Raw genomic sequence first — 21,913 nt, forward strand, 5'->3', positions numbered from 1 at the left:
GGCGTTCGCACGGAATAGAAAAAAGGGGGATTTTACATGAAAAAGTGGTTACGTACGTTAACGATGACGGCTGCTACAGTTGTAGCTCTATCAGCATGTGGAGCAGCTGACGAGCCAGTACCTGAAACAGGGGATGCTGCTGGAGAAGAAGCAACCGAAGCTGCAGACTTTACAGTAGCGATGGTTACCGATGTTGGGGGAATTGATGACAAATCATTTAACCAATCTGCTTGGGAAGGTCTTGTTGAGTTTGGCCAAGATATGGGCTTAGAAGAAGGTACAGGTTATCGTTACCTACAATCTGGAGATATGGCAGACTTTGAACCGAATCTTCGTAATTTAGTACGTGAAGATGTTGATCTTGCTTGGGGTATTGGTTTCTTAATGGAAGATGCAATTCGTACCATTGCAGAACAAGCTGAAGATGCGCAGTTAGCAATTGTTGACTCTGTTGTTACAGATGCAGAGGGACAAACGATCTCTAATATCGCAAATGTTACATTTAGTGAGCATGAAGGTTCTTTCCTTGTAGGTGTAGCCGCTGGTCTTCAAACAGCTGGAAATAAAGTTGGTTTTATCGGTGGAGTTGAAGGTGCTCTAATTAAAAAGTTTGAAAATGGCTTTAAAGCTGGTGTGAAGGCAGTAAATCCAGATGCAGAAATTGAAGTGCAATATGCAGAAAGCTTTAATGATGAGCAACGTGGAGCACAAATTGCAAACACAATGTACAGCCAAGGTGTAGATATTATTTATCAAGCAGCTGGTGGAACAGGGAATGGTGTCTTTACAGAAGCGATTAACCGTGCTCGTAACGGTGAGCCTGTTTGGGTTATTGGTGTAGACCGTGACCAACATGAAGAAGGCGAATATGGCGATGAAGGTCAATCCGTTACATTAACTTCGATGGTTAAACGTGTTGATAGAGCGGTATATTTAGTTTCTGAACGTACAATGGCCGGAGACTTCCCGGGTGGAGAAATCCTTGAATATGGACTTGAGGATGAAGCGGTAGGGATTGCCCCATCGACAGATAACATGTCTGAAGAAGCACTCGAAGCTGTTGTTGATTTCTTAAATCAAATTCAAGCTGGTGAAATTTCAGTACCGCAAACAGATGAGGAATATGAAGAGTATCTTTCATCCCTTTAATGAATTATAAAAAGGCTAGTGATTACTAGCCTTTTATTTTAAGTATGATATGTACTAGCAGGCAGAAGGGACAATGAAGGATTGCTGTTTGCCCAATCCTTCATTGCCTCTTTTTGTTTAAGAAGAAGTAGGAGCCTGCAAGTTGATCGTTATATTCTAGAGTACATAGATGTGAGGAGTGGTTACAAGTGAGTTATGTCATCGAGATGAATAACATCCGTAAAGAGTTTCCTGGAATTGTGGCCAATGATAACATAACGCTCCAAGTAAAGAAGGGCGAGATCCATGCTCTTTTAGGTGAAAATGGAGCTGGGAAATCAACATTGATGAATGTTCTTTTTGGTTTGTATCAACCTGAAAAGGGCGAAATTGTTGTACGCGGAGAAAAAGTGAGAATCACCGATCCAAATGTTGCCAACAGACTTGGGATAGGAATGGTTCATCAGCATTTTATGCTTGTTGAGAAGTTTACCGTAACAGAAAATATCATTTTAGGAAATGAACCGAAAAAAGGCGGCAAAATTAATATAAAAAAAGCTGCAAAAGAAGTAGAGAAAATTTCTAATCAATATGGGTTACGTGTGGATCCACATGCTAAGATTGAAAACATTTCTGTTGGCATGCAGCAACGGGTAGAAATCTTAAAAACGTTATATCGCGGTGCTGATATTTTAATTTTTGATGAACCAACGGCTGTATTAACTCCTCAAGAAATTCAAGAGTTGATCGGTATTATGAAAAAGTTAGTAAAAGAAGGTAAGTCAATCATATTAATTACTCACAAGTTGAAAGAGATTATGGCTGTTTGTGACCGCTGTACGGTAATAAGACGTGGAAAGGGTATTGGAACTGTTGATGTCAGTGAAACGAATCCGGATAAGCTTGCTTCAATGATGGTTGGTAGGGAAGTTAATTTTGGAGTAGAGAAGGATCCGGCGCAACCGAAAGAGGTTGTTGTAAGTGTGAAGGATCTTGTCGTAAAGGACTCTCGTGGAGTTGATGCTGTTAATAAATTAAATTTAGATATGAGAGCAGGAGAGATCCTTGGATTAGCTGGAATCGAAGGCAATGGCCAATCGGAACTCATTGAGGCTATTACTGGGTTGAAAAAAGCTGAGTCTGGTTCAATTTTGTTAAATGGAAAAGAAATAACGAATATGAAGCCACGAAGAGTAACAGAAGCCGGGATTGGACATATTCCTGAAGATCGTCATAAACATGGGTTAGTCCTTGATTTTACAATCGGGGAAAATATTGTGTTACAAACGTATTACCAGAAACCATACTCTAGGAGTGGTGCTCTGAGCTATCCTGAAATTTATCAGAAAGCAAGGGCTTTAATAAAAGATTTTGATGTGAGAACTCCGAGTGAATATACACCAGCAAGAGCGTTATCTGGAGGGAACCAACAAAAAGCAATTATTGCCCGTGAAGTAGATCGCTCACCTGACTTTTTAATTGCGGCACAACCAACTCGAGGCTTAGACGTTGGGGCGATTGAATCGATCCATCGACGTCTTGTCGTTGAACGTGATAAAGGTCGAGCTGTTCTATTAATGTCGCTTGAATTAGATGAGATCTTAAATGTAAGTGACCGGATTGCTGTTATGTATGAAGGGGAAATAGTAGCAATTGTCGATGCTGATCAGACGAACGAAAGAGAGCTTGGTTTGCTTATGGCTGGAGGAAAGAAAGAGAAAGAAGGTGAGCCACATGGTGAATAAATTGTTTCCTAAAGGACGATTAGTATCATTGGCCGTACCTTTAATAGCTGTATCTTTAGGAATATTAATTGGTGCGATCGTCATGCTTGTTAGTGGATATAATCCTGTTTTAGGTTATTCGGCCCTATTAAGCGGAATCTTCAGTGAAACTTATTACATTGGTGAAACGATCCGCTCCATGACTCCGTTAATTTTAGCCGGACTGGCTGTTGCTTTTGCTTTTCGAACAGGTCTTTTTAATATTGGAGTAGAGGGACAGGTAATTGTTGGATGGCTTGCTTCTGTCTATGTTGGAATCATATTTGATCTACCAGCAATTATCCATCTTCCACTAGCTATTTTAGTTGGGGCATTAGCTGGGGCAATGTGGGGCTTCATTCCAGGTTTTCTAAAAGCTCGTTTCCAGGTTCATGAAGTTATTGTTACAATCATGATGAACTATATTGCTTTGTATACAGTTAATTACCTTATTCGAGCGTATTTACTAGTACCTGGGGAGCGAACGGAGACGATCTCTCCATCGGCGTCACTTGCTTCGTCATTTTTACAGTCGTTAACAGATTTTTCAAGATTACATTACGGATTTATCGTTGCGTTGCTTGGATGTATAATCATGTGGTTTATTCTTTGGAGAACATCAAAAGGCTACGAGCTTCGCGCAGTTGGTTTTAACCAACATGCATCCATGTATGCGGGTATGAATGTACAAAGAAATATTGTTCTATCTATGGTGATATCCGGGGGATTTGCAGGTGTTGCTGGATCGATGGAAGGGTTAGGGACGTATGGATACATGAGTATTCTCTCTGGTTTCTCAGGTGTTGGTTTTGACGGGATTGCTGTAGCATTATTAGGTGCCAATACAGCCGTTGGGGTTTTACTTGCCTCTTTCTTATTCGGTGGCTTACAGGTTGGAGCAATTACAATGCAGTCAAGAGCAGGTGTGCCAACCGAACTAGTTGATATAGTTATAGCGTTGATCATTTTCTTTGTTGCATCAAGCTATCTTATTCGCTGGATCATGAACCGTATCAAGAAGGAGGGGATTTAAATGGATTTAATGCAGGTTTTAGCACTTGTTATTCCAGCAGCTATTTATGCCGCAGCTCCTCTTATCTTGACTGGATTAGGTGGATTGTTTAGTGAGCGGGCAGGGGTAGTTAATATCGGCCTTGAAGGATTAATGGTCGTAGGGGCATTCACAGGAATTGTTATGACATTGACACTTGAAGGCATGGGAGTTGGTCCTGCTTCTACCTGGATTGCGTTACTCGCTGCCGTTTTAATAGGGGCCATTTTCTCGTTATTCCATGCCGTTGCCTCGATTACATTTCGAGCTGATCAAATTGTCAGTGGTGTTGCATTAAACTTCCTAGCTGTTGGGTTAACTGTTTTCTTAGTTCGATTAATGTATAACAAAGGTCAAACAGACGCGATCCGCAATCGAATTTATCGTTTCGATGTGCCGGTTTTAAGTGATATCCCGATTATTGGTCCTCTGCTTTTTGCAAATGCCTATATTACTTCCTATATTGCACTAGCATTGGTCTTTATTGTTTATTATGTCGTCTATTACACGCCATTTGGATTACGGCTTAGGTCGGTCGGAGAGCATCCAATGGCAGCAGATACAATGGGGATTAATGTAAACAAAATGAGATACATCGGAGTTATGCTCAGTGGAGCCTTTGCTGGATTGGGAGGAGCAATCTTTGCCGTTACAGTAGCAGGGAATTTCTCTGGGACAACTATTGTGGGCCAAGGATTTATGGCATTAGCAGCATTGATTTTCGGAAAGTGGAATCCTCTTGGTGTGATGGGTGCAGCTCTATTCTTCGGATTAGCACAAGCGTTGAGTATTACAGGAGCGCAAATACCGGGATTAGCTAATATTCCTTCTGTCTTTTTGTTGATTGCACCATACGTGTTAACAATTTTAGCATTAGCTGGTTTCGTAGGACGCGCGGATGCACCAAAAGCGATTGGAAAACCTTATGTAAAAGGGTCAAGATAAAAAATAAATTATAATGAAAGAGATGTCTCGAAAGTTATTTTTTGACTTTTTGAGGCATTTTTTTTATATTCATTTAAAGCACTAAAGAAATTAATGAAGATTAATTAGTTTGTATAATCTATTATTATATATCAAAAAAACCGGTTACAATAAACATCTCAATGGATAATTATGCATTGTTAGCAAAGTAGGGGATGTAAGTGAATGTTCTGAATTTTATTTCGTGTTATGATATATAGCGTGTCCAAAAAATAAAACAAACATTTGTTTATGTCATGTAAGGAGATGTACGTGCATAGTTCTTGCATATAGCGTGAGAAGGAGGTGAAAAGATGGAATATGGGTTAACGACAGCAACATGGCTGTTGCTATTTATTCCAATGCCATTATTAATTATTTTATCGTTCGTGTCGTTATTTATGAGAAGGAGTGAGTAAACTTGGAATTAGCCACAATTATAACGTTTATTATTTATTTAGTAGGGATGCTTGCCATTGGGATAGCAGCCTATCGGCTAACAAGTAATCTTTCAGACTATGTACTAGGTGGAAGGCGATTAGGCGGAAGTGTAGCTGCGTTAAGTGCGGGCGCTTCAGATATGAGTAGTTGGCTATTGCTTGGATTGCCAGGAGCAATGTACATTGGTGGTATGGGTGAAATTTGGATAGCTGTAGGATTAGCTATTGGTGCGTATTTAAATTGGCAGTTTGTTGCAGCACGTCTTCGAAAGTATACAAAAGTAGCGAATGATTCAATTACGCTGCCAGATTTTTTTGAGAATCGATTTCATGATAAGTCAAAAATATTGCGGATTATATCAGCACTTGTAATATTAGTATTCTTTGCTTTTTATACTTCTTCAGGACTTGTTGGTGGTGCTCTTCTTTTTGAAGCATCATTTGGAATGACATACACGCAAGCACTTTGGATTGGTGCGATTGTGATTATTTCATACACATTCTTAGGTGGTTTTCTTGCGGTAAGTTGGACGGACTTTTTCCAAGGAATTCTTATGTTCCTAGCATTAATTATTGTACCGCTCGTCGCGGTCTCTGAAATGGGAGGCTGGAGTGAAACTGTAAATGCTGTTGGAGCAATTGATCCTGCCTATTTAGATGCGTTCCAAGGAGCAACGTTTATTGGTGTCGTTTCGTTGCTTGCATGGGGATTAGGTTATTTTGGCCAGCCACATATCGTGACACGTTTTATGGCTGTGAAGTCAGTCAATGAAATTCCAAAAGCACGTGCTGTTGGTATGACTTGGATGGTGCTTGCTTTATTTGGGGCTATTTTTACTGGGTTTGTAGGGATTGCTTATTTTTCTGCGAATGGTCCAGGAGGCCAAGCGTTGCCAGACGGGTCACATGAAACTTTGTTTATTATGTTTACACAAGTTCTCTTTAATCCATGGGTCGCTGGTTTCTTATTAGCTGCGATTTTATCAGCGATCATGAGTACGATTGATTCTCAGCTTCTTGTATCTTCAAGTGCTCTTGCTGAAGATGTGTATAAAGGATTTATTCGTAAAGAAGCTAGTCAAAAAGAGTTAGTGTGGGTAGGGCGTATTGGTGTTGTTGTGATTGCCCTTGTTGCTATTGCGCTAGCTTATAATCCAGAAAGCACAGTGCTTGATTTAGTTGGTTATGCATGGGCTGGGTTTGGAGCAGCCTTTGGTCCAGTCTTAATTTTAGCATTGTTCTGGAAACGAATGACGAGAAATGGAGCCTTAGCTGGGATGATTGTCGGTGGACTTACGGTGATCATTTGGGCAGAGCTTGAAAGCTGGTTTGGTTTATCACCAGAACAGTTTCCAATTTTAGGTCTATATGAGATTATTCCTGGCTTTATTTTAGCGTGGATTGCCGCAATGGCCTTTAGTTATGTCGGTGAGGAGCCTTCAAGCGAGATGATAGAAGAATTTGAGCAATCAAAAACAAGCATATTATAATTAGTATAAGCCCCTCACTTTAGAGATCTAAAGTGAGGGGTTTTTAACATATTGAATGGGTGTTTAGAATGGTGAGCTTTGTTGCCTATAGAAGGGTTATTTGGTATTATTAATCATATTGTCAAAATGATCGAATTTTTTCGGGGGTGAAAGATTATGTCACGAATCCAAGAGGAGCAAGTGAAGCATGTAGCGAACTTAGCCAGACTTGCTATTACGGAAGATGAAGCAAAAATGTTTACAGAACAACTGGATGCGATTATTACTTTTGCTGAACAGTTAAATGAACTTGATACAACGGGTGTGGAGCCTACAACGCATGTTCTTGATATGAAGAATGTACTTAGAGAAGACAAGCCAGAAAAGGGCTTGCCAGTTGAAGACGTATTAAAAAATGCACCAGATCATGAAGACGGGCAAATCCGTGTGCCGTCAATTATAGAGTAATAGGGGAGGACAAGCTTCATGTCATTATTTGACCATAAGATGTCAGAGCTTCATACAATGATTCAAAAAAAAGAAGTAAAAGTCTCTGATCTTGTTGATGAATCATACAAGCGTATTGCTGAAGTTGATGATAAAGTTAAAGCGTTTGTTACACTAAATGAAGAAAAGGCACGTGCCTATGCAAGAGAGCTAGATGATGCACTTAGCACAAGCAGTGAGCGTGGTCTTTTATTTGGTATGCCAATCGGTGTGAAAGATAATATTGTTACAAAAGGGTTGCGTACGACTTGTTCAAGCCGCATTCTTGAAAACTTTGATCCGATTTATGATGCGACTGTTGTTCAGAAGTTAAGAGACGCACAGGCTATCACAATTGGGAAGGTCAATATGGATGAATTTGCCATGGGTTCATCAACGGAAAATTCCGCTTTTCAAGAAACGAAAAACCCGTGGAATCTAGAAACGGTTCCTGGCGGGTCTAGTGGTGGTTCAGCTGCGGCTGTAGCAGCAGGTGAAGTGCCGTTCTCGCTAGGTTCAGATACAGGTGGTTCGATTCGTCAACCAGCTGCGTTTTGTGGAGTTGTTGGATTAAAACCTACATATGGAAGAGTATCCCGCTTTGGTCTTGTTGCGTTTGCTTCCTCACTCGATCAAATTGGACCAATTACACGTAATGTAGAAGACAATGCGTACCTTCTTCAGACGATTACAGGAGTTGACCCAATGGACTCAACGTCCGCGAATGTTGAAGTGCCTGATTTCTTATCAGCTTTAACGGGTGATGTTAAAGGATTAAAGATTGCTGTTCCGAAAGAGTATATTGGAGAAGGTGTCGAGGAGGATGTGAAGCAATCTGTGCTGGATGCTTTGAAGGTGCTTGAAGCGCAAGGAGCAACATGGGAAGAAGTATCGCTTCCGCATTCCAAATATGCACTTGCAACGTATTATTTACTTTCTTCATCTGAAGCATCAGCGAACCTTGCTCGCTTTGACGGCGTTCGTTACGGTTATCGTACTGATAATGCAGAGAGCCTTATTGAAATGTATAAGCAAACACGTGCAGAAGGTTTCGGGGATGAAGTGAAACGTCGTATTATGCTTGGAACGTTTGCATTAAGCTCTGGTTATTATGATGCTTACTATAAAAAAGCCCAACAAGTACGTACATTGATTAAGCAAGACTTTGAAAAAGTATTTGAAAATTATGATGTGATTATTGGACCAACAACACCGACACCAGCGTTTAAAATTGGTGAAAATACAAAAGATCCGTTAACGATGTATGCAAATGATATTTTAACCATTCCAGTTAACTTAGCTGGCGTTCCAGGAATCTCTGTTCCTTGTGGATTCAAGGATGGCTTGCCACTTGGACTTCAGATTATTGGGAAACATTTTGATGAAAGCACTGTTTATCGTGTGGCTCATGCATTTGAGCAAGCAACAGACTATCACACGCAAAAACCGGCGTTGTAGGGGGGAGACGAGCGATGAGTTTCGAAACAGTTATTGGGCTTGAAGTCCACGTAGAATTAAAGACAGAATCGAAAATATTCTCAGCAAGTCCGAACCACTTCGGATCTGAGCCAAATGCAAACACGAGTGTCATTGACCTTGGGTATCCAGGTGTATTGCCAGTCTTAAACAAAAAAGCTGTTGAATTTGCTATGAAGGCGGCTATGGCATTGAACTGTGAAGTAAGAACTGATACAAAGTTTGATCGTAAGAACTATTTTTATCCAGATAATCCGAAAGCATATCAAATTTCTCAATTTGATAAACCAATTGGTGAAAATGGCTGGATTGAAATTGAAGTAGAAGGTAAGAAAAAACGAATTGGGATTACGCGTATACACATGGAGGAAGATGCAGGGAAATTAACACACTCTGGCGGTGGATACTCCCTTGTTGATTATAACCGTCAAGGAACGCCGTTAGTTGAAATTGTGTCTGAGCCAGATATTCGTACACCTGAAGAAGCGTACGCGTATTTAGAGAAGCTTAAGGCGATCATTCAATATACAGGTGTATCCGACTGTAAAATGGAAGAGGGATCGCTTCGTTGTGATGCGAACATCTCCTTACGTCCTGTAGGACAAGAGGAATTTGGAACAAAGACAGAGTTAAAGAATTTAAATTCATTTAACTTCGTTCGTAAAGGGCTTGAGTACGAGGAGAAGCGTCAAGAGCAAGTTCTTCTATCTGGTGGTGTGATTGAACAAGAAACACGTCGTTACGATGAAGCGGCTAACAAGACGCTGTTAATGCGTGTAAAAGAAGGTTCCGATGATTATCGTTACTTCCCAGAGCCTGATCTTGTTGATTTGTATATTGATGAAGAATGGAAAGCGCGTGTTCGTGCCGATATTCCTGAGCTTCCTGATGCTCGTAAAAAGCGTTATGTAGAAGACTTAGGCTTACCAGCGTATGATGCAGCTGTTCTAACATTAACGAAAGAAATGTCTGACTTCTTTGAAGAAACCGTTGGACAAGGTGCAGGAGCAAAACAAGCGTCTAACTGGCTGATGGGAGAAGTATCAGCTTATTTAAATGCTGAGCAAAAAGAGCTTCAAGATGTTGCTCTTACTCCAGAAGGACTTGCGAAAATGATTCAACTGATTGAAAAGGGAACCATCTCATCTAAGATTGCTAAAACGGTATTCAAAGAGTTGATTGAATCAGGTGGAGATCCTGAGCAAATTGTAAAAGATAAAGGGCTTGTGCAAATTTCTGATGAAGGCGCGCTTTTGAAGATGGTAACGGAAGTCCTAGATAACAATCCTAATATTGTTGAGGATTATAAAAATGGGAAAGAAAAAGCAATTGGTTTCCTTGTAGGACAAATCATGAAAGCTTCAAAAGGGAAAGCGAATCCTCCTATGGTAAATAAATTGTTACTAGAAGAGATTAAGAAGCGCTAAAACGTATAAAATAATCTGGGCAATAAAGTCTTATAGAGGGTGCTGAAAAGGTAGTGAATACCTTTTTTAGTACCCTTCTTTCTATGTGTCACGTATTTTCTTATGCAAGTTTCGCTATTTGCTGAATAGGCTTTAAGTAATGTACAATACAAGCAGTGAATTTGACAAAGAATAGAATGACTAAGATAAAAAGTAGGGGATCTACAATGAAAAGAGCTCGACTTATCTACAATCCATCATCTGGACGTGAACAAATCCGGAAAAGCTTAGCTTATATTTTAGAACGACTTGAAAAAACAGGGTACGAAACTTCGGCTCATGCAACGACAGGAGAAGGTTGTGCGACAAGAGCAGCAAAAAAAGCTGGAGAGAATGGATATGATTTGGTCATTGCTGCAGGTGGAGATGGGACCATTTTTGAAGTAGTAAATGGACTAGCTGCTCTAGAGAAAAGACCGAAGCTAGGAATTATTCCAGCGGGTACGACGAATGATTTTGCACGTGCATTACGAATTCCAAGAGATATTGAAAGAGCATGCGATATATTGTGTGGAGAACACTTTGAGCCAATCGATATTGGTCGTGTAAATGATCGTTATTTTGTAAATATTGCTGCTGGCGGCTCGTTAACTGAGTTAACGTATGAAGTACCAAGTAAAATGAAAACAGCTGTTGGACAATTAGCCTATTACATCAAAGGATTAGAAAAGCTTCCGCAGGTGTCACCGCAAATGGTTCAAATTGAATATGATGGAAAGTTATTTGAAGGTGAGATTATGATGTTTCTTGTCTCAAATACGAATTCAGTTGGAGGATTTGAAAGGTTAGCTCCGAACGCTTCTTTACAGGATGGGATGTTTGATTTTATTATCGTTAAGAAGCTCTCCTTCCCTGAGTTCCTTCATTTAGCTACGTTAGCGCTCCGTGGAGAGCATATTAACCATCCGAAAGTTATGTATGTTCATGCGAACCGTATTAAAGTACAAGTGAAAGGGGATATGCAGCTTAACTTAGATGGTGAGTATGGAGGAGTACTACCAGCTGAGTTTGTCAATATGTATCAACACTTTCAAATGCTGACTCCAAAGGATCGGAAACAGCGAAGATGATTAATAATAACTTTTTTAGGAAACAGAAACTCTCATTATGAGGGTTTTTCTTTTTTAGACAAAGGATCCATTGTGTTAGGTAGCAAGTCATGCTACAATCAAATAAACACTTAACTAAAATGTTTACTTATTATTTTACTAAAAGGGAAAGGGAGTAGAGGATGGCGACGATAAAGGATATCGCTGAGCTTGCGAAGGTTTCTACAGCGACTGTTTCGAGAGTGTTAAATAATGATAAAAACCTCTCTGTTACGGTTGAGACGAGAGACCGAATTATGGAGATTGCCAAAGAATTGAAATATGTTCCTGTTAGGAAGCGTTATACAGATAATAAGGTTTCTTCTGTTGCTGGTGAAACGGAAATAGGTATTGTTATGTTTTGTTCACCTGAATATGAGTGGGAGGATACGTACTTTTTATCTATCCGTAAAGGGATAGAGAGTGAATGTTCGGAGAAGGGGTTGCTAGTAAAGAAAATTAGTCATTATTCAGGTGGTGTGACTGATGTGCAGATGAATCATCTTGATGGAGTCATTGTGGTAGGGATGATAAGCGAAGAGGATGAGAAGGAATTAAGTCAGAGGGTTAATCGTAACATTGTGTTTATTAATTATGTTTCTAAAAGTGAACAGTTTGATGCTGTGATTATTGATCACGAAAAAGCGACTAAAGTCGCATTGGAACATCTTTTTTCTTTAGGGCATACTAAAATCGGATTCATAGGTGGTCAAGAAAGGGATCAAAGCAATAATAAAATTATGGATGTGAGGCATAGGACATTTGAAGAGGTTATGAAACAAAGAGATCTCTATAATCCTGAGTATATGTTTATTTCTAGACAATTCCTTATTAATGATGGATATGCTTCTATGAAAAAAGCAGGCAAGAAAGAAGATTTGCCAAGTGCTTTTTTTATTGCAAGTGATGCAATGGCGATAGGTGCAATGAGGGCTTGCCATGAACTAGGGATAAAGATCCCAGAGGATATTAGTATTGTGAGTTTTAATGATGTGGAGATGGCGAGCTTTACTCAGCCGGCGCTAACGACGGTAAAAGTGTATACTGAGGAGATGGGAAAGGCTGCTGTTAAGCTTCTAATGGATAGATTGGAAGGCAGAGAGATTCCCTTTAAGCTCGAGATCCCAACTAAATTAATTGTACGTGAAAGTAGCTCGCGTATAGAGTGATAGAACAAATAAATAAGTAATGTTTACTGGAGCTTTTTACTAAAAAGGCTCTTTTTTGTATAAAAGTCTAAAAATTTCTGAAAAAACTATTGAATCAGTAAATGATATAAGTTATTATTTTACTTAAGAAAATGATTATATTTACTAAAAATAAACTCGAAGCGCGCAACAAATGCTGTTTCTTAATTTTTTACACAACAATGAAAGCGCTTTATAAGTTTGGGGGGATTACAGTAGATAACTCTTAGTTGTATTGCGAGTAGAACAAACCAAAAAATTCTAGGGGGATCATTATGAAAAGAATATTTAGAACGTTCACTGGTATTTTGATGGGGGCGATGGTTTTAACAGCTTGTGGAGGAGAATCTACTGGGTCAGGTAGTTCGAGTAATGCACTATCGCTTTACTCTGGAGTATCTGAGGATGCTGAAAAAGAGGCGATTGAAGAAATAGCGGTTGCCTTTACAGAGGAAACAGGAATTTCAGTTGATGTGAATTTTCCGGGTACAGGGTATGAGGATCAAATGCGTGTGAGGATGGCCTCAAATGATCTTCCTGATTTATTTGACACTCATGGATGGGCTATCAATCGATATGGTGAGTATACAGCCGACTTAAGTGATATGGATTGGGTGGAGTATTTCGACGAAGCAATGGCGCCGATCTTGAGAGATGAAGAGGGCAAAGTCTATGCATTTCCAATTAATCAGGCAAAAGATGGCATTATGTATAATGCAACTTTATTAGATGAATATGGAATTGAACTTCCAACGACGTTCGACGAGTGGGTTGATGCAATGGAAACAGTTAAGGGAAAGAGTGATGGTGAAGTAACCCCCCTTTGGATTCCTGGTAGTAACCAATATACGATCGCGCAAGTACTTGATCAATTATCTACTCCTCTCTTAGTAACAGATGAGAATAATAATTTTGAAGAAGAGTTATTAGATGGTTCGTTTGATTGGTCAAATTATACACCGCTTGCTGAGTTTTTAAAAGGGTTACAAGAACAGGGTTTACTAAATACAGACGTGTTAACAGCTAGTGAAGCTCAGAGAATTGAGTTAATGGCGCAAAATAAAATCGCATTTGCATTTGCTGGAGGCGCTTTCGGACCTGCGGTAACAGAACTTAATCCGGATATTCAAGTAGGAACGATTCCGGTACCAGCATACTGGGAAGGTGATGAGCCAAGTTGGATTGGGGGAGAGCGTAACACATTTGCAGTTTTCAAAGATTCAGAAAAGTTAGATGAAGCAAAACAATTTATTGAGTTTCTTGCTCAACCAGAAAATGCGAAAAAGTTAGCGGAAGCAGCATCATTACCAGCTGGGATAACGAATGTCGAAACAGAAAACTATTATACTGAATTTTATGATAAATGGGCTCATATTCAAATTCAACCTTACTTCGATCGGGTTTATTTACCGAGTGGAATGTGGGATGTGTACGCGACGACTGGACAAGAGCTACTAGCAGATACGCTGACAGCTGAACAAGTATCAGCTGAAATGGAATCTGAATACCTGCGCTTAAGAAATCAGTAGAATTAGAAACGTAGGCAGGGACGTAATAACGATCCCTGCTTGCAAAAGCTAATCCAAGGTACCTTCGGATAAAAATGGTATAAAAAGGAGTTGAGAATATGAGTCAAACTGTAGCGGAAAGGAAAGTCGCGGTTGCAAAGAAAGCTCCAAAAGTAAAACAGAGGAAACAATCTTCGCTTATGTGGATGTATATTCCGGCTTTATGTTTTGTGAGCTTGTTTATTATTTATCCATTTTTCAATGGAATTAAAATAACGTTTACAGATTGGAATGGGTTTTCGCAAGGGTATAACTGGGTTGGCTTGGAGCAATATAAAAGGATGTTTTCTGACCCTACAACTTGGCTTGTTGTAAAAAATACGTTGCTATACGGAATTGGTAGTACTGTTTTTCAAACGGTAATTGGACTGCTTTATGCGTTGCTATTAAATCAAAGTATTAAATTAAAAGCTTTTACGCGAACGATTGTGTATTTACCAGTTATTGTTAGTCCATTAATTATGGGGTATATATGGTACTTTTTCTTTGCTTACCAAGGGGGAGCATTAAATGATCTTTTAATGTTTTTAGGATTTGAGCCGATTAACGCTCTAGGTAATTCATCGTTTAATCCATGGATTATTGTGTTAGTTAACACATATCAGTTTGTTGGGATTGCAATGATTATCTATTTAGCAGGATTGCAAAGTATATCGAAAGACTACTATGAAGCGGCTACCATTGATGGGGCATCAGCTTTCGCTCAGTTTAAAAAGATTACTCTACCATTACTAGCGCCGGCAATTACGATTAATGTCGTTTTGAATGTAATAGGCGGATTAAAATTATTTGATGTTATTATTTCATTGACTGGTGGAGGACCTGGTAATGCCTCACAATCAATGTCGACGTTTATGTATTCTCTTTATTTTAGAAGACAAGACGCTGGATATGCAGCGACTCAAGGGGTATTAATGGCAACAATTATTTTAATTATTAGCTTAGTAGCTCTCATTTACTTCAAGCGTAAGGAGGTAGAGGCATAATGAATAAGTTGAGCAAATCAAAAAAAACGATCCTAACGATCGTAGCATTTATCATTTGCATCATTCACATCATCCCGTTCTACATACTTGCTACGACTTCTTTAAAAGTAAGTAATGACTTTAGCTCGAGATGGTTATTTCCTGATTACTTCACATTAGAGAACTTCGCTCGTGCTTGGGAGCGTGCAAATTTAACGAATGCTTTTATGAACTCAATCATTATTACAGCAGGAGCGGCAATTCTACTAATTCTTGTAGGATCAATGGCGGCTTATCCGTTAGCTCGAGTTAAAACGAGGCTAAACAAGGTTGTGTATTACATCTTTATTTCAATCATGGTTATTCCTCCTTTGACTGCGTTAGTACCGTTATATCAACTCGTAGTTAACATGGGAATGGTCAATACGCATGAAATTGCGATCTTTAATAATGTGGCTGCTTATCTACCGTTAACAATCTTTCTTTATGCAGGATTCATTCGTTCGACGATACCGAAAGAATTAGAAGAAGCAGCTAAAATTGATGGAGCGAGTACACTTGGAATCTTTTTTAGAATTATCTTTCCATTATTAAAACCAGTAACAGCAACTGTTTTAATTATATCTTGTGTATTCATTTGGAACGATTACCAGTTTGCTATTTTCTTCCTACAAGATAAGAGTGTACACACATTAACCGTAACGTTAGCTAGTTTCTTTGGTGAAAATCAAAACAATCTTAACTTAGTAGCGGCTGCTGCGCTTATGGCTTCCTTGCCAATGATCGTGTTATTCCTGATCTTACAAAAATACTTTATTGCAGGGCTGTCATCAGGATCCGTAAAAGGCTAAAACAAACAAAAAACTATTATTCTACTATTAATAAATTAGAGGAGGACATTACATGTCTAAAATTACGTTTATTGGAGCTGGAAGTACGATATTTGCTAAAAATGTATTAGGAGATTGCATGTTTGTACCTGCGTTAAATGGGTTTGAATTTGCTCTACATGATATTGATGAAACGAGATTAAAAGATTCAGAGCAAATGCTTCTGAACTTAACTCGCAAATATAATCCATCTATTAAGGTTAAGGCTTATTTAGACCGGAAAGAAGCTTTAACAGGTGCGAAATATGTGATTAATGCTGTTCAGATTGGAGGGTATGAGCCAAGCACAGTAATAGATTTTGAAATTCCTAAGAAATATGGCTTACGTCAAACGATTGCTGACACTATTGGAATCGGAGGCTTATTCCGCAGCTTACGCACCATTCCTGTCCTATTCGACTTTGCGAAAGATATGGAAGAAGTTTGTCCAGATGCGTGGTTCTTGAACTATACGAACCCGATGTCTTCCTTAACAGGTGCTATGTTACGCCATACAAACATTAAAACAATCGGCTTGTGCCATAGTGTTCAAGTTTGTACGGACCATTTATTCAAATCTCTTGATATGGATCCAACAGGAGTAGAAGAAAGAATTGCTGGAATTAATCATATGGCATGGCTATTAGAAGTGAAAAAGGATGGCAAAGATCTTTATCCAGAAATTAAAAAACGTGCAAAAGAAAAACAAAAAACTAAACATGATGATATGGTGCGCTTTGAGTTGATGGATAAGTTTGGTTACTATGTGACTGAATCATCTGAGCATAATGCTGAATACCATCCATATTTTATAAAGGACCGTTACCCAGAATTAATTGATCGCTTTAATATTCCGCTCGATGAGTACCCACGTCGTTGTGTAAATCAAATCAAAGAGTGGGAAGAAATGCGTGAGAAAATGGTTAATGACACGCAATTAACTCATGAGAGATCTCATGAATATGGCTCGTATATTATTGAAGCGATGGAGACAAATGTGCCATTTAAGTTTGGGGGCAACGTATTAAATACGGGACGCTTAATTTCTAATTTACCGGAAAATGCGTGTGTCGAAGTACCGTGTGTAGCTGATCGAAATGGAATTATGCCATGTTATATTGGAGATCTTCCAGAACAATTAGCTGCATTGAACCGAACAAATATTAATACGCAGTTACTTACGATTGAAGCCGCTACAACATTGAAAAAAGAACATGTTTACCAAGCTGCTCTCCTAGATCCACATACGAACTCGGAATTGTCAATGGACGATATCACTGCTATGTGTGATGACTTGATTGAAGCTCATGGTGATTGGTTGCCAAAATATCGTTAATATTTTAAATGGAAGGGGTGTCTCGAAGCTCGCAGTAGTTAGAGATACCTTTTTTGCGTTTAGATAACCCGAATTTCGAGTAATCCTTGGTCTATGGTACAATAACTACCATGAATAGAGGAAGAAGGACGGGAAGAGATGAAAAGAGAGACATTACCTGTACGAAAAAATGACCAGCTACAAGTGACAATAGAAGATTTAACTCATGAAGGAGCTGGTGTGGCAAAAGTAGACGGCTACACACTATTTGTGCCAAACGCTCTACCAGGCGAACTCGTTGATATAAAAGTAATAAAAACAAATAAAGGTTATGGCTTTGCGCGTCTTCTGGAAATTAAAAAAGAGAGTGAGCACCGAGCAGAACCGCTATGCCCGATCTATCACCAATGTGGGGGGTGTCAAATTCAACATTTAAGCTATGAGGCTCAGCTTGCTTCTAAACAAAAGCAAGTGAAAGACGTGCTTGAAAGAATTGGCGGGATAAAAGACGTAACGGTTCACCCGACACTAGGGATGGACGATCCTTGGCGTTATCGAAATAAGGCACAAGTACCAGTCGGAGAAGAAGGAGGCCTTGTCATTGCGGGTTTTTATCAAAAGAGAAGCCACCGCATTATCAACATGGATGAGTGTTTAATTCAGCATGAAGAGAATGATCAAATCATTCGTGTTGTAAAAAACATCGCTAACAAATACGGAATTCGAGCTTATGATGAGGAAAAGCACCGCGGGACACTTCGTCATGTTGTCGCACGGAAAGGGAAAGTGACAAATGAAGTGATGGTTGTGCTCGTAACAAGAGGAAAAGAGCTTCCGAATAAGAAAAATGTCATTGAAGAAATCCAAGCTGAAATTCCAAATGTGAAATCGATCGTTCAAAATATCAACCCAAAACGGACAAATGTTATTTTTGGTGATGAGACGAACGTACTTTGGGGTGAAGAGTACATTCATGATTACATTGGTGACATTAAATTTGCCATTTCCGCTCGCTCATTTTATCAAGTTAATCCTGATCAAACGAAGGTCCTTTATGATAAAGCCCTTGAGTATGCCGATTTGTCTGGACAAGAAATCGTGATTGATGCTTATTGTGGGATTGGAACAATCTCATTGTTCCTTGCTCAAAAGGCGAAACATGTGTACGGGGTGGAGATTGTTCCGGACGCGATTGCAGACGCTAAAAGAAATGCAGAATTAAATGGGATCACAAATGTAAATTTTGCAGTTGGAGAAGCTGAAAAAATTATGCCGTGGTGGTATGCGCAAGGCATACGTGCAGATGTCATTGTTGTCGATCCTCCAAGAAAAGGCTGTGACCCGGAGCTATTGGAAACGATTCTTTCGATGAAGCCAAAACGCGTTGTTTATGTATCCTGTAATCCGGCTACTCTTGCAAGAGGTTTGAAGGTGCTTGAAGAGGGTGGGTATGTGACGAAGGAAGTGCAGCCTGTTGATATGTTTCCGCATTCGAGTCACGTGGAGTGTGTAGCGCAAATAGTTTTAAAAGAAGAAGCAGGAACCAATTAAGGTTTTCCTGCTTTTATTCATTTAGAAGTTTTGGTTCAAGTGAAGCATCCCTATCATTACATAAAGAAAACTCTTACTTGTACAAGATCTATAATACTGCCGTCGACTGGACTGCGAGAGTATACCCATAATTGTCCACTAGGTGAGGTAGGTGGTCGATCGATGAGAACGGTTCCAGAATAATAACCATATGCAGGTGGACCTTCAAGTGCTGTTGTAAAGCGTTCTTCTGAGACAATCACCCCGTTATCATCCCGAATCTGCATCAATACATTGGCTTCAAATACACGAGCGAAGCCTTCCACAAGCTCTCTAGTTGGAATAATATCCCCTGGAAGAGGATGAGTGACTACTATATTTCTTGATGACGGAAGTGGAAGGAGTAAGCGAAAACCGACAAAAATTAAATCAAGTGAGAATCCAGGACGTCCTTCGTTTGCTGCTAAAATATTTGCTATCGGAATTTGAAAGCGTCTGGAAATGCCAAATAGAGTATCTCCTACTTCAATTTCGTACACGAAGGCTGGAACCCAGAGAAGCTGCCCAACAAAAATAAGATTCGGATCCTGGAGTCTATTAACTCCGGCGATAAGATCGAAATGTGTTGAAAATCGCTGACTAATCCGAAAAAGTGTATCTCCAGGGGCTGGAAGATAGGTGGTGTCAAAGGGACGTACGGTAGGGACAGGAATAACAAGTGTCCAACCTGGAAAAATGACATTTGGATCGATGAAACGGGGATCCTGTAGGTTCGCTCTTTGAATTTCTAGGACTGTACTGCCAAAACGTGCAGCGATTGCATATAACGTATCGCCTGGCTGAACGGTGTAAACGACATGTGATTGTCTTACAACAGGCATATAACATACACTCCTCTTGGGCCATTATAATCGTGATATTCCTGGGTTAGTACCTTCATCTTCTTGAGAAGTGGCATCATTGTTTACGTTTTTTATTCTTCACGATTAACAAAATATATTATATATAGTTGAAGAATATGATGAATACGAAAGAAATACAGAAAAACGAGGTAACGGGGTCAGTCCCCACTTTTCTAAATGCAATCTCGTATTGTCGTTGTAATTGTTGGATCACCCAGTAATTGCATCTATTCTTTTATTTATAAATGATTTTTGCTGCGCAGCAACGAAACTATTCAACTAGCAGGGGATCTATGGAAAAATATCGTTAGTTTTAAATAAGCTATGGAACCGATACAGAATAATTGATATGAATTTTAATTCATATCAGTTATTTCGCTTGTGTCGCTCTGAGTTTATCGAATTAAATAATCTCTAAAGACTTTATAAAAATTAAAAAAAGACCTTGGTATTCTTGCGATGGAGACATATAAGATTGGTATAAGGTAAAAAAACTATTGAAACCGATACCAAAACCATCTATAATTTGTTTTGTAAGCGTTACATCCTTTCTGTTCTCCTTAAGAGAGCGATTTTTTATAGAACCGTTTGAAACCGATACCATATACCGATTTCAAATAGATTCTGTTTAATAAAGGGGTGTACCAGTTTATTAGTTGAAACCGATACCACATTAAAGGATTTATAGTATCTAAGGAGGAGAGTTTATGAAAAAGAAATTACTATCTTTATGTCTAGGTTCAATGCTAATGGGGTCTTTATTAGTAGGTTGCGGTGGTGATACAGAAAGTGAAACGACAGAATCTCCGGAAGCTGCTGCTGGAGAAGAGCAGATTTCAATCGATATTTTTCAGGGGAAGGTTGAGTTTAGAGATCAGTTTATGGAGTTAGCTCGCCAGTATGAAGAAGAAAATCCAAATGTAAGCATTAATTTTGCTGCAGTAGGTGGGGGTTCTGATTATTTTACTTCTTTACGTTCGAGGTTCTCAGCAGGGGATGAACCTGAAATTTTTAGTCTTGCGGGACCTTCTGAATTAGCTGATTATCAACAGTATTTGGCGGATGTATCGGATACAAAGGCTGCTTCTTTAGCGCTAGAAGGGACATTAGATGGGATTACAACTGAAGAGGGTGTATTTGGTCTCCCTTTTAACCTAGAGGGTTACGGATTGATCTATAACAAACGTATTTTTGAAGAAGCTGGTATTCATGCAGAAGAAATACTTACTTTTGAAGATCTAGAAGCAGCTGTACAGGTGATCGATGAGCAAAAAGAGGAGCTCGATATCGATGCTGTCTTCGCACTAGCGGGAAGCGAATTATGGGTAACGGGAAATCATTTAGCAAATGTGTATATCGCTCCAGAATTTGATAATGATGTGCTACAAACCTATGAAAGCGGGTCGCTAGAATTTGAGAAAAGTGATGAATTACAACGAATGGTTGATCTTCAAAGCAATTATTCTGTTCAACCTGTCTTGAGTGTTGACTATTCACAGCAAGTAGAAAGATATTTCTCGTTAGAGCGAGTGGCGATGATTCAACAAGGAAACTGGATTTATCCATCCGTGAATGAAATGGATCCTGACTTTGCCCAAAATGGAATAGGGATTCTGCCAATTCCGATGGAAGGGTATGAAGGACATTTACCGGTTGGAGTACCGAATTATTGGGTTGTTAATAACAACAAGGATCCTGAAGTCGTTCAAGCTTCTAAAGACTTCTTAGATTGGTTGTACACATCAGATATAGGAAAAGAGGCTGTATTAACACAATTAAACTTTATTCCAGCGTATGAAGGCTTTGATGAGACTAAGATTGCAGACCCATTGTCTCAAACCATTTATGAATATTCGTCTGAAGGAAATACAATTGGATGGGTATTTATGGGGTATCCGAATCCTTGGGGAGACATCTTAGGTGCTAACATACAAGAGTATATTGCTGAACAAATCTCTTGGGATCAAGTTGTAGAAAATTCTATTAATGAATGGGAAAGCATGAGAGAATAGTCGAACTTTTAAACCTGAACGGGGCTGTCCCAAAAGTCCGGAACAGAGTGGCAATGGCTCCCTTCGCTACGCGCCTTGAGAGGAGAAACCCACTCCTCTCAAGGCATTTAAAAGATGTAGCGACTCCGCTCATTGCTTCGGGGGTGTCTCAAAAGGTCAAAAAAACACCATTTTAGACACCCCCCGTCAAAAAAAGGCAGTGATGTGCCATTGTTATTAGAGGAGGTAAAAAAAA

17 protein-coding genes are annotated in these 21,913 nt (G+C 39.4%); 16 read left to right on the forward strand and 1 reads right to left on the reverse strand.

The genetic code is table 11. The annotated features are described in order from the left end of the window. Positions 1–36 precede the first annotated feature (36 nt). The 15 genes from SAY88_RS17030 to rlmD all read left to right on the forward strand — a co-directional run bounded on the left by SAY88_RS17030 (position 37) and on the right by rlmD (position 18,785). A complete protein-coding gene (locus tag SAY88_RS17030) occupies positions 37–1,149 on the forward strand; it encodes a BMP family lipoprotein (RefSeq protein WP_332633303.1) in 1,113 nt (370 codons plus the stop codon). Between the two features lie 188 nt (positions 1,150–1,337). Next, positions 1,338–2,873, forward strand: coding sequence for an ABC transporter ATP-binding protein (locus SAY88_RS17035; RefSeq protein ID WP_332633305.1), 1,536 nt, complete (start codon positions 1,338–1,340; stop codon positions 2,871–2,873). Continuing rightward, a complete protein-coding gene (locus SAY88_RS17040) occupies positions 2,863–3,924 on the forward strand; it encodes an ABC transporter permease (RefSeq protein ID WP_332633307.1) in 1,062 nt (353 codons plus the stop codon). The genes SAY88_RS17035 and SAY88_RS17040 overlap by 11 nt, the downstream gene beginning before the upstream one ends. After that, positions 3,925–4,887: an ABC transporter permease gene (locus SAY88_RS17045; protein ID WP_250096547.1), complete on the forward strand. Its 963-nt coding sequence runs from the start codon at positions 3,925–3,927 to the stop codon at positions 4,885–4,887. It abuts the gene before it with no gap. A gap of 439 nt (positions 4,888–5,326) precedes the next feature. After that, entirely contained in the window at positions 5,327–6,835 is a 1,509-nt protein-coding gene (gene putP / locus SAY88_RS17050) for a sodium/proline symporter PutP (RefSeq protein ID WP_332633310.1), read from the forward strand. Between the two features lie 156 nt (positions 6,836–6,991). Beyond that, positions 6,992–7,282, forward strand: coding sequence for an Asp-tRNA(Asn)/Glu-tRNA(Gln) amidotransferase subunit GatC (gene gatC, locus SAY88_RS17055; RefSeq protein ID WP_332633312.1), 291 nt, complete (start codon positions 6,992–6,994; stop codon positions 7,280–7,282). 18 nt (positions 7,283–7,300) lie between these two features. Beyond that, entirely contained in the window at positions 7,301–8,758 is a 1,458-nt protein-coding gene (gene gatA, locus SAY88_RS17060; RefSeq protein ID WP_332633314.1) for an Asp-tRNA(Asn)/Glu-tRNA(Gln) amidotransferase subunit GatA, read from the forward strand. A 14-nt stretch (positions 8,759–8,772) separates the two neighbouring features. Beyond that, a complete protein-coding gene (gene gatB / locus SAY88_RS17065; RefSeq protein WP_332633315.1) occupies positions 8,773–10,203 on the forward strand; it encodes an Asp-tRNA(Asn)/Glu-tRNA(Gln) amidotransferase subunit GatB in 1,431 nt (476 codons plus the stop codon). A 206-nt stretch (positions 10,204–10,409) separates the two neighbouring features. Further along, positions 10,410–11,312: a diacylglycerol kinase gene (locus tag SAY88_RS17070; protein ID WP_332633316.1), complete on the forward strand. Its 903-nt coding sequence runs from the start codon at positions 10,410–10,412 to the stop codon at positions 11,310–11,312. Positions 11,313–11,473: 161 nt separating this feature from the next. Further along, positions 11,474–12,499 carry a LacI family DNA-binding transcriptional regulator gene (locus tag SAY88_RS17075; protein ID WP_332633318.1) on the forward strand — a complete coding sequence of 342 codons (1,026 nt, stop codon included), beginning with the start codon at positions 11,474–11,476 and terminating at the stop codon, positions 12,497–12,499. A gap of 293 nt (positions 12,500–12,792) precedes the next feature. Beyond that, the gene (locus tag SAY88_RS17080) at positions 12,793–14,046 is read left to right on the forward strand and encodes an ABC transporter substrate-binding protein (protein WP_332633320.1); all 1,254 of its coding nucleotides are present in this window, start codon (positions 12,793–12,795) and stop codon (positions 14,044–14,046) included. A 98-nt stretch (positions 14,047–14,144) separates the two neighbouring features. After that, positions 14,145–15,071: a carbohydrate ABC transporter permease gene (locus SAY88_RS17085; RefSeq protein ID WP_332633322.1), complete on the forward strand. Its 927-nt coding sequence runs from the start codon at positions 14,145–14,147 to the stop codon at positions 15,069–15,071. Beyond that, entirely contained in the window at positions 15,071–15,901 is an 831-nt protein-coding gene (locus SAY88_RS17090) for a carbohydrate ABC transporter permease (RefSeq protein WP_332633324.1), read from the forward strand. The genes SAY88_RS17085 and SAY88_RS17090 overlap by 1 nt, the downstream gene beginning before the upstream one ends. Positions 15,902–15,953: 52 nt before the next feature. Beyond that, the gene (locus SAY88_RS17095) at positions 15,954–17,255 is read left to right on the forward strand and encodes an alpha-glucosidase/alpha-galactosidase (RefSeq protein WP_332633326.1); all 1,302 of its coding nucleotides are present in this window, start codon (positions 15,954–15,956) and stop codon (positions 17,253–17,255) included. Between the two features lie 138 nt (positions 17,256–17,393). Further along, a complete protein-coding gene (gene rlmD, locus SAY88_RS17100) occupies positions 17,394–18,785 on the forward strand; it encodes a 23S rRNA (uracil(1939)-C(5))-methyltransferase RlmD (protein ID WP_332633328.1) in 1,392 nt (463 codons plus the stop codon). A gap of 56 nt (positions 18,786–18,841) precedes the next feature. Here the strand turns inward: rlmD and SAY88_RS17105 are convergent, their stop codons facing one another. Continuing rightward, entirely contained in the window at positions 18,842–19,645 is an 804-nt protein-coding gene (locus tag SAY88_RS17105; RefSeq protein ID WP_332633330.1) for a LysM peptidoglycan-binding domain-containing protein, read from the reverse strand. A gap of 728 nt (positions 19,646–20,373) precedes the next feature. Between SAY88_RS17105 and SAY88_RS17110 the strand changes: the two genes are divergently transcribed. Then, positions 20,374–21,678, forward strand: coding sequence for an ABC transporter substrate-binding protein (locus SAY88_RS17110; protein WP_332633332.1), 1,305 nt, complete (start codon positions 20,374–20,376; stop codon positions 21,676–21,678). Positions 21,679–21,913 lie beyond the last annotated feature (235 nt).

The organism is Halalkalibacter flavus (assembly GCF_036663575.1).
GTDB classification, from domain to species: Bacteria; Bacillota; Bacilli; order Bacillales; family Bacillaceae_D; genus Halalkalibacter; species Halalkalibacter flavus.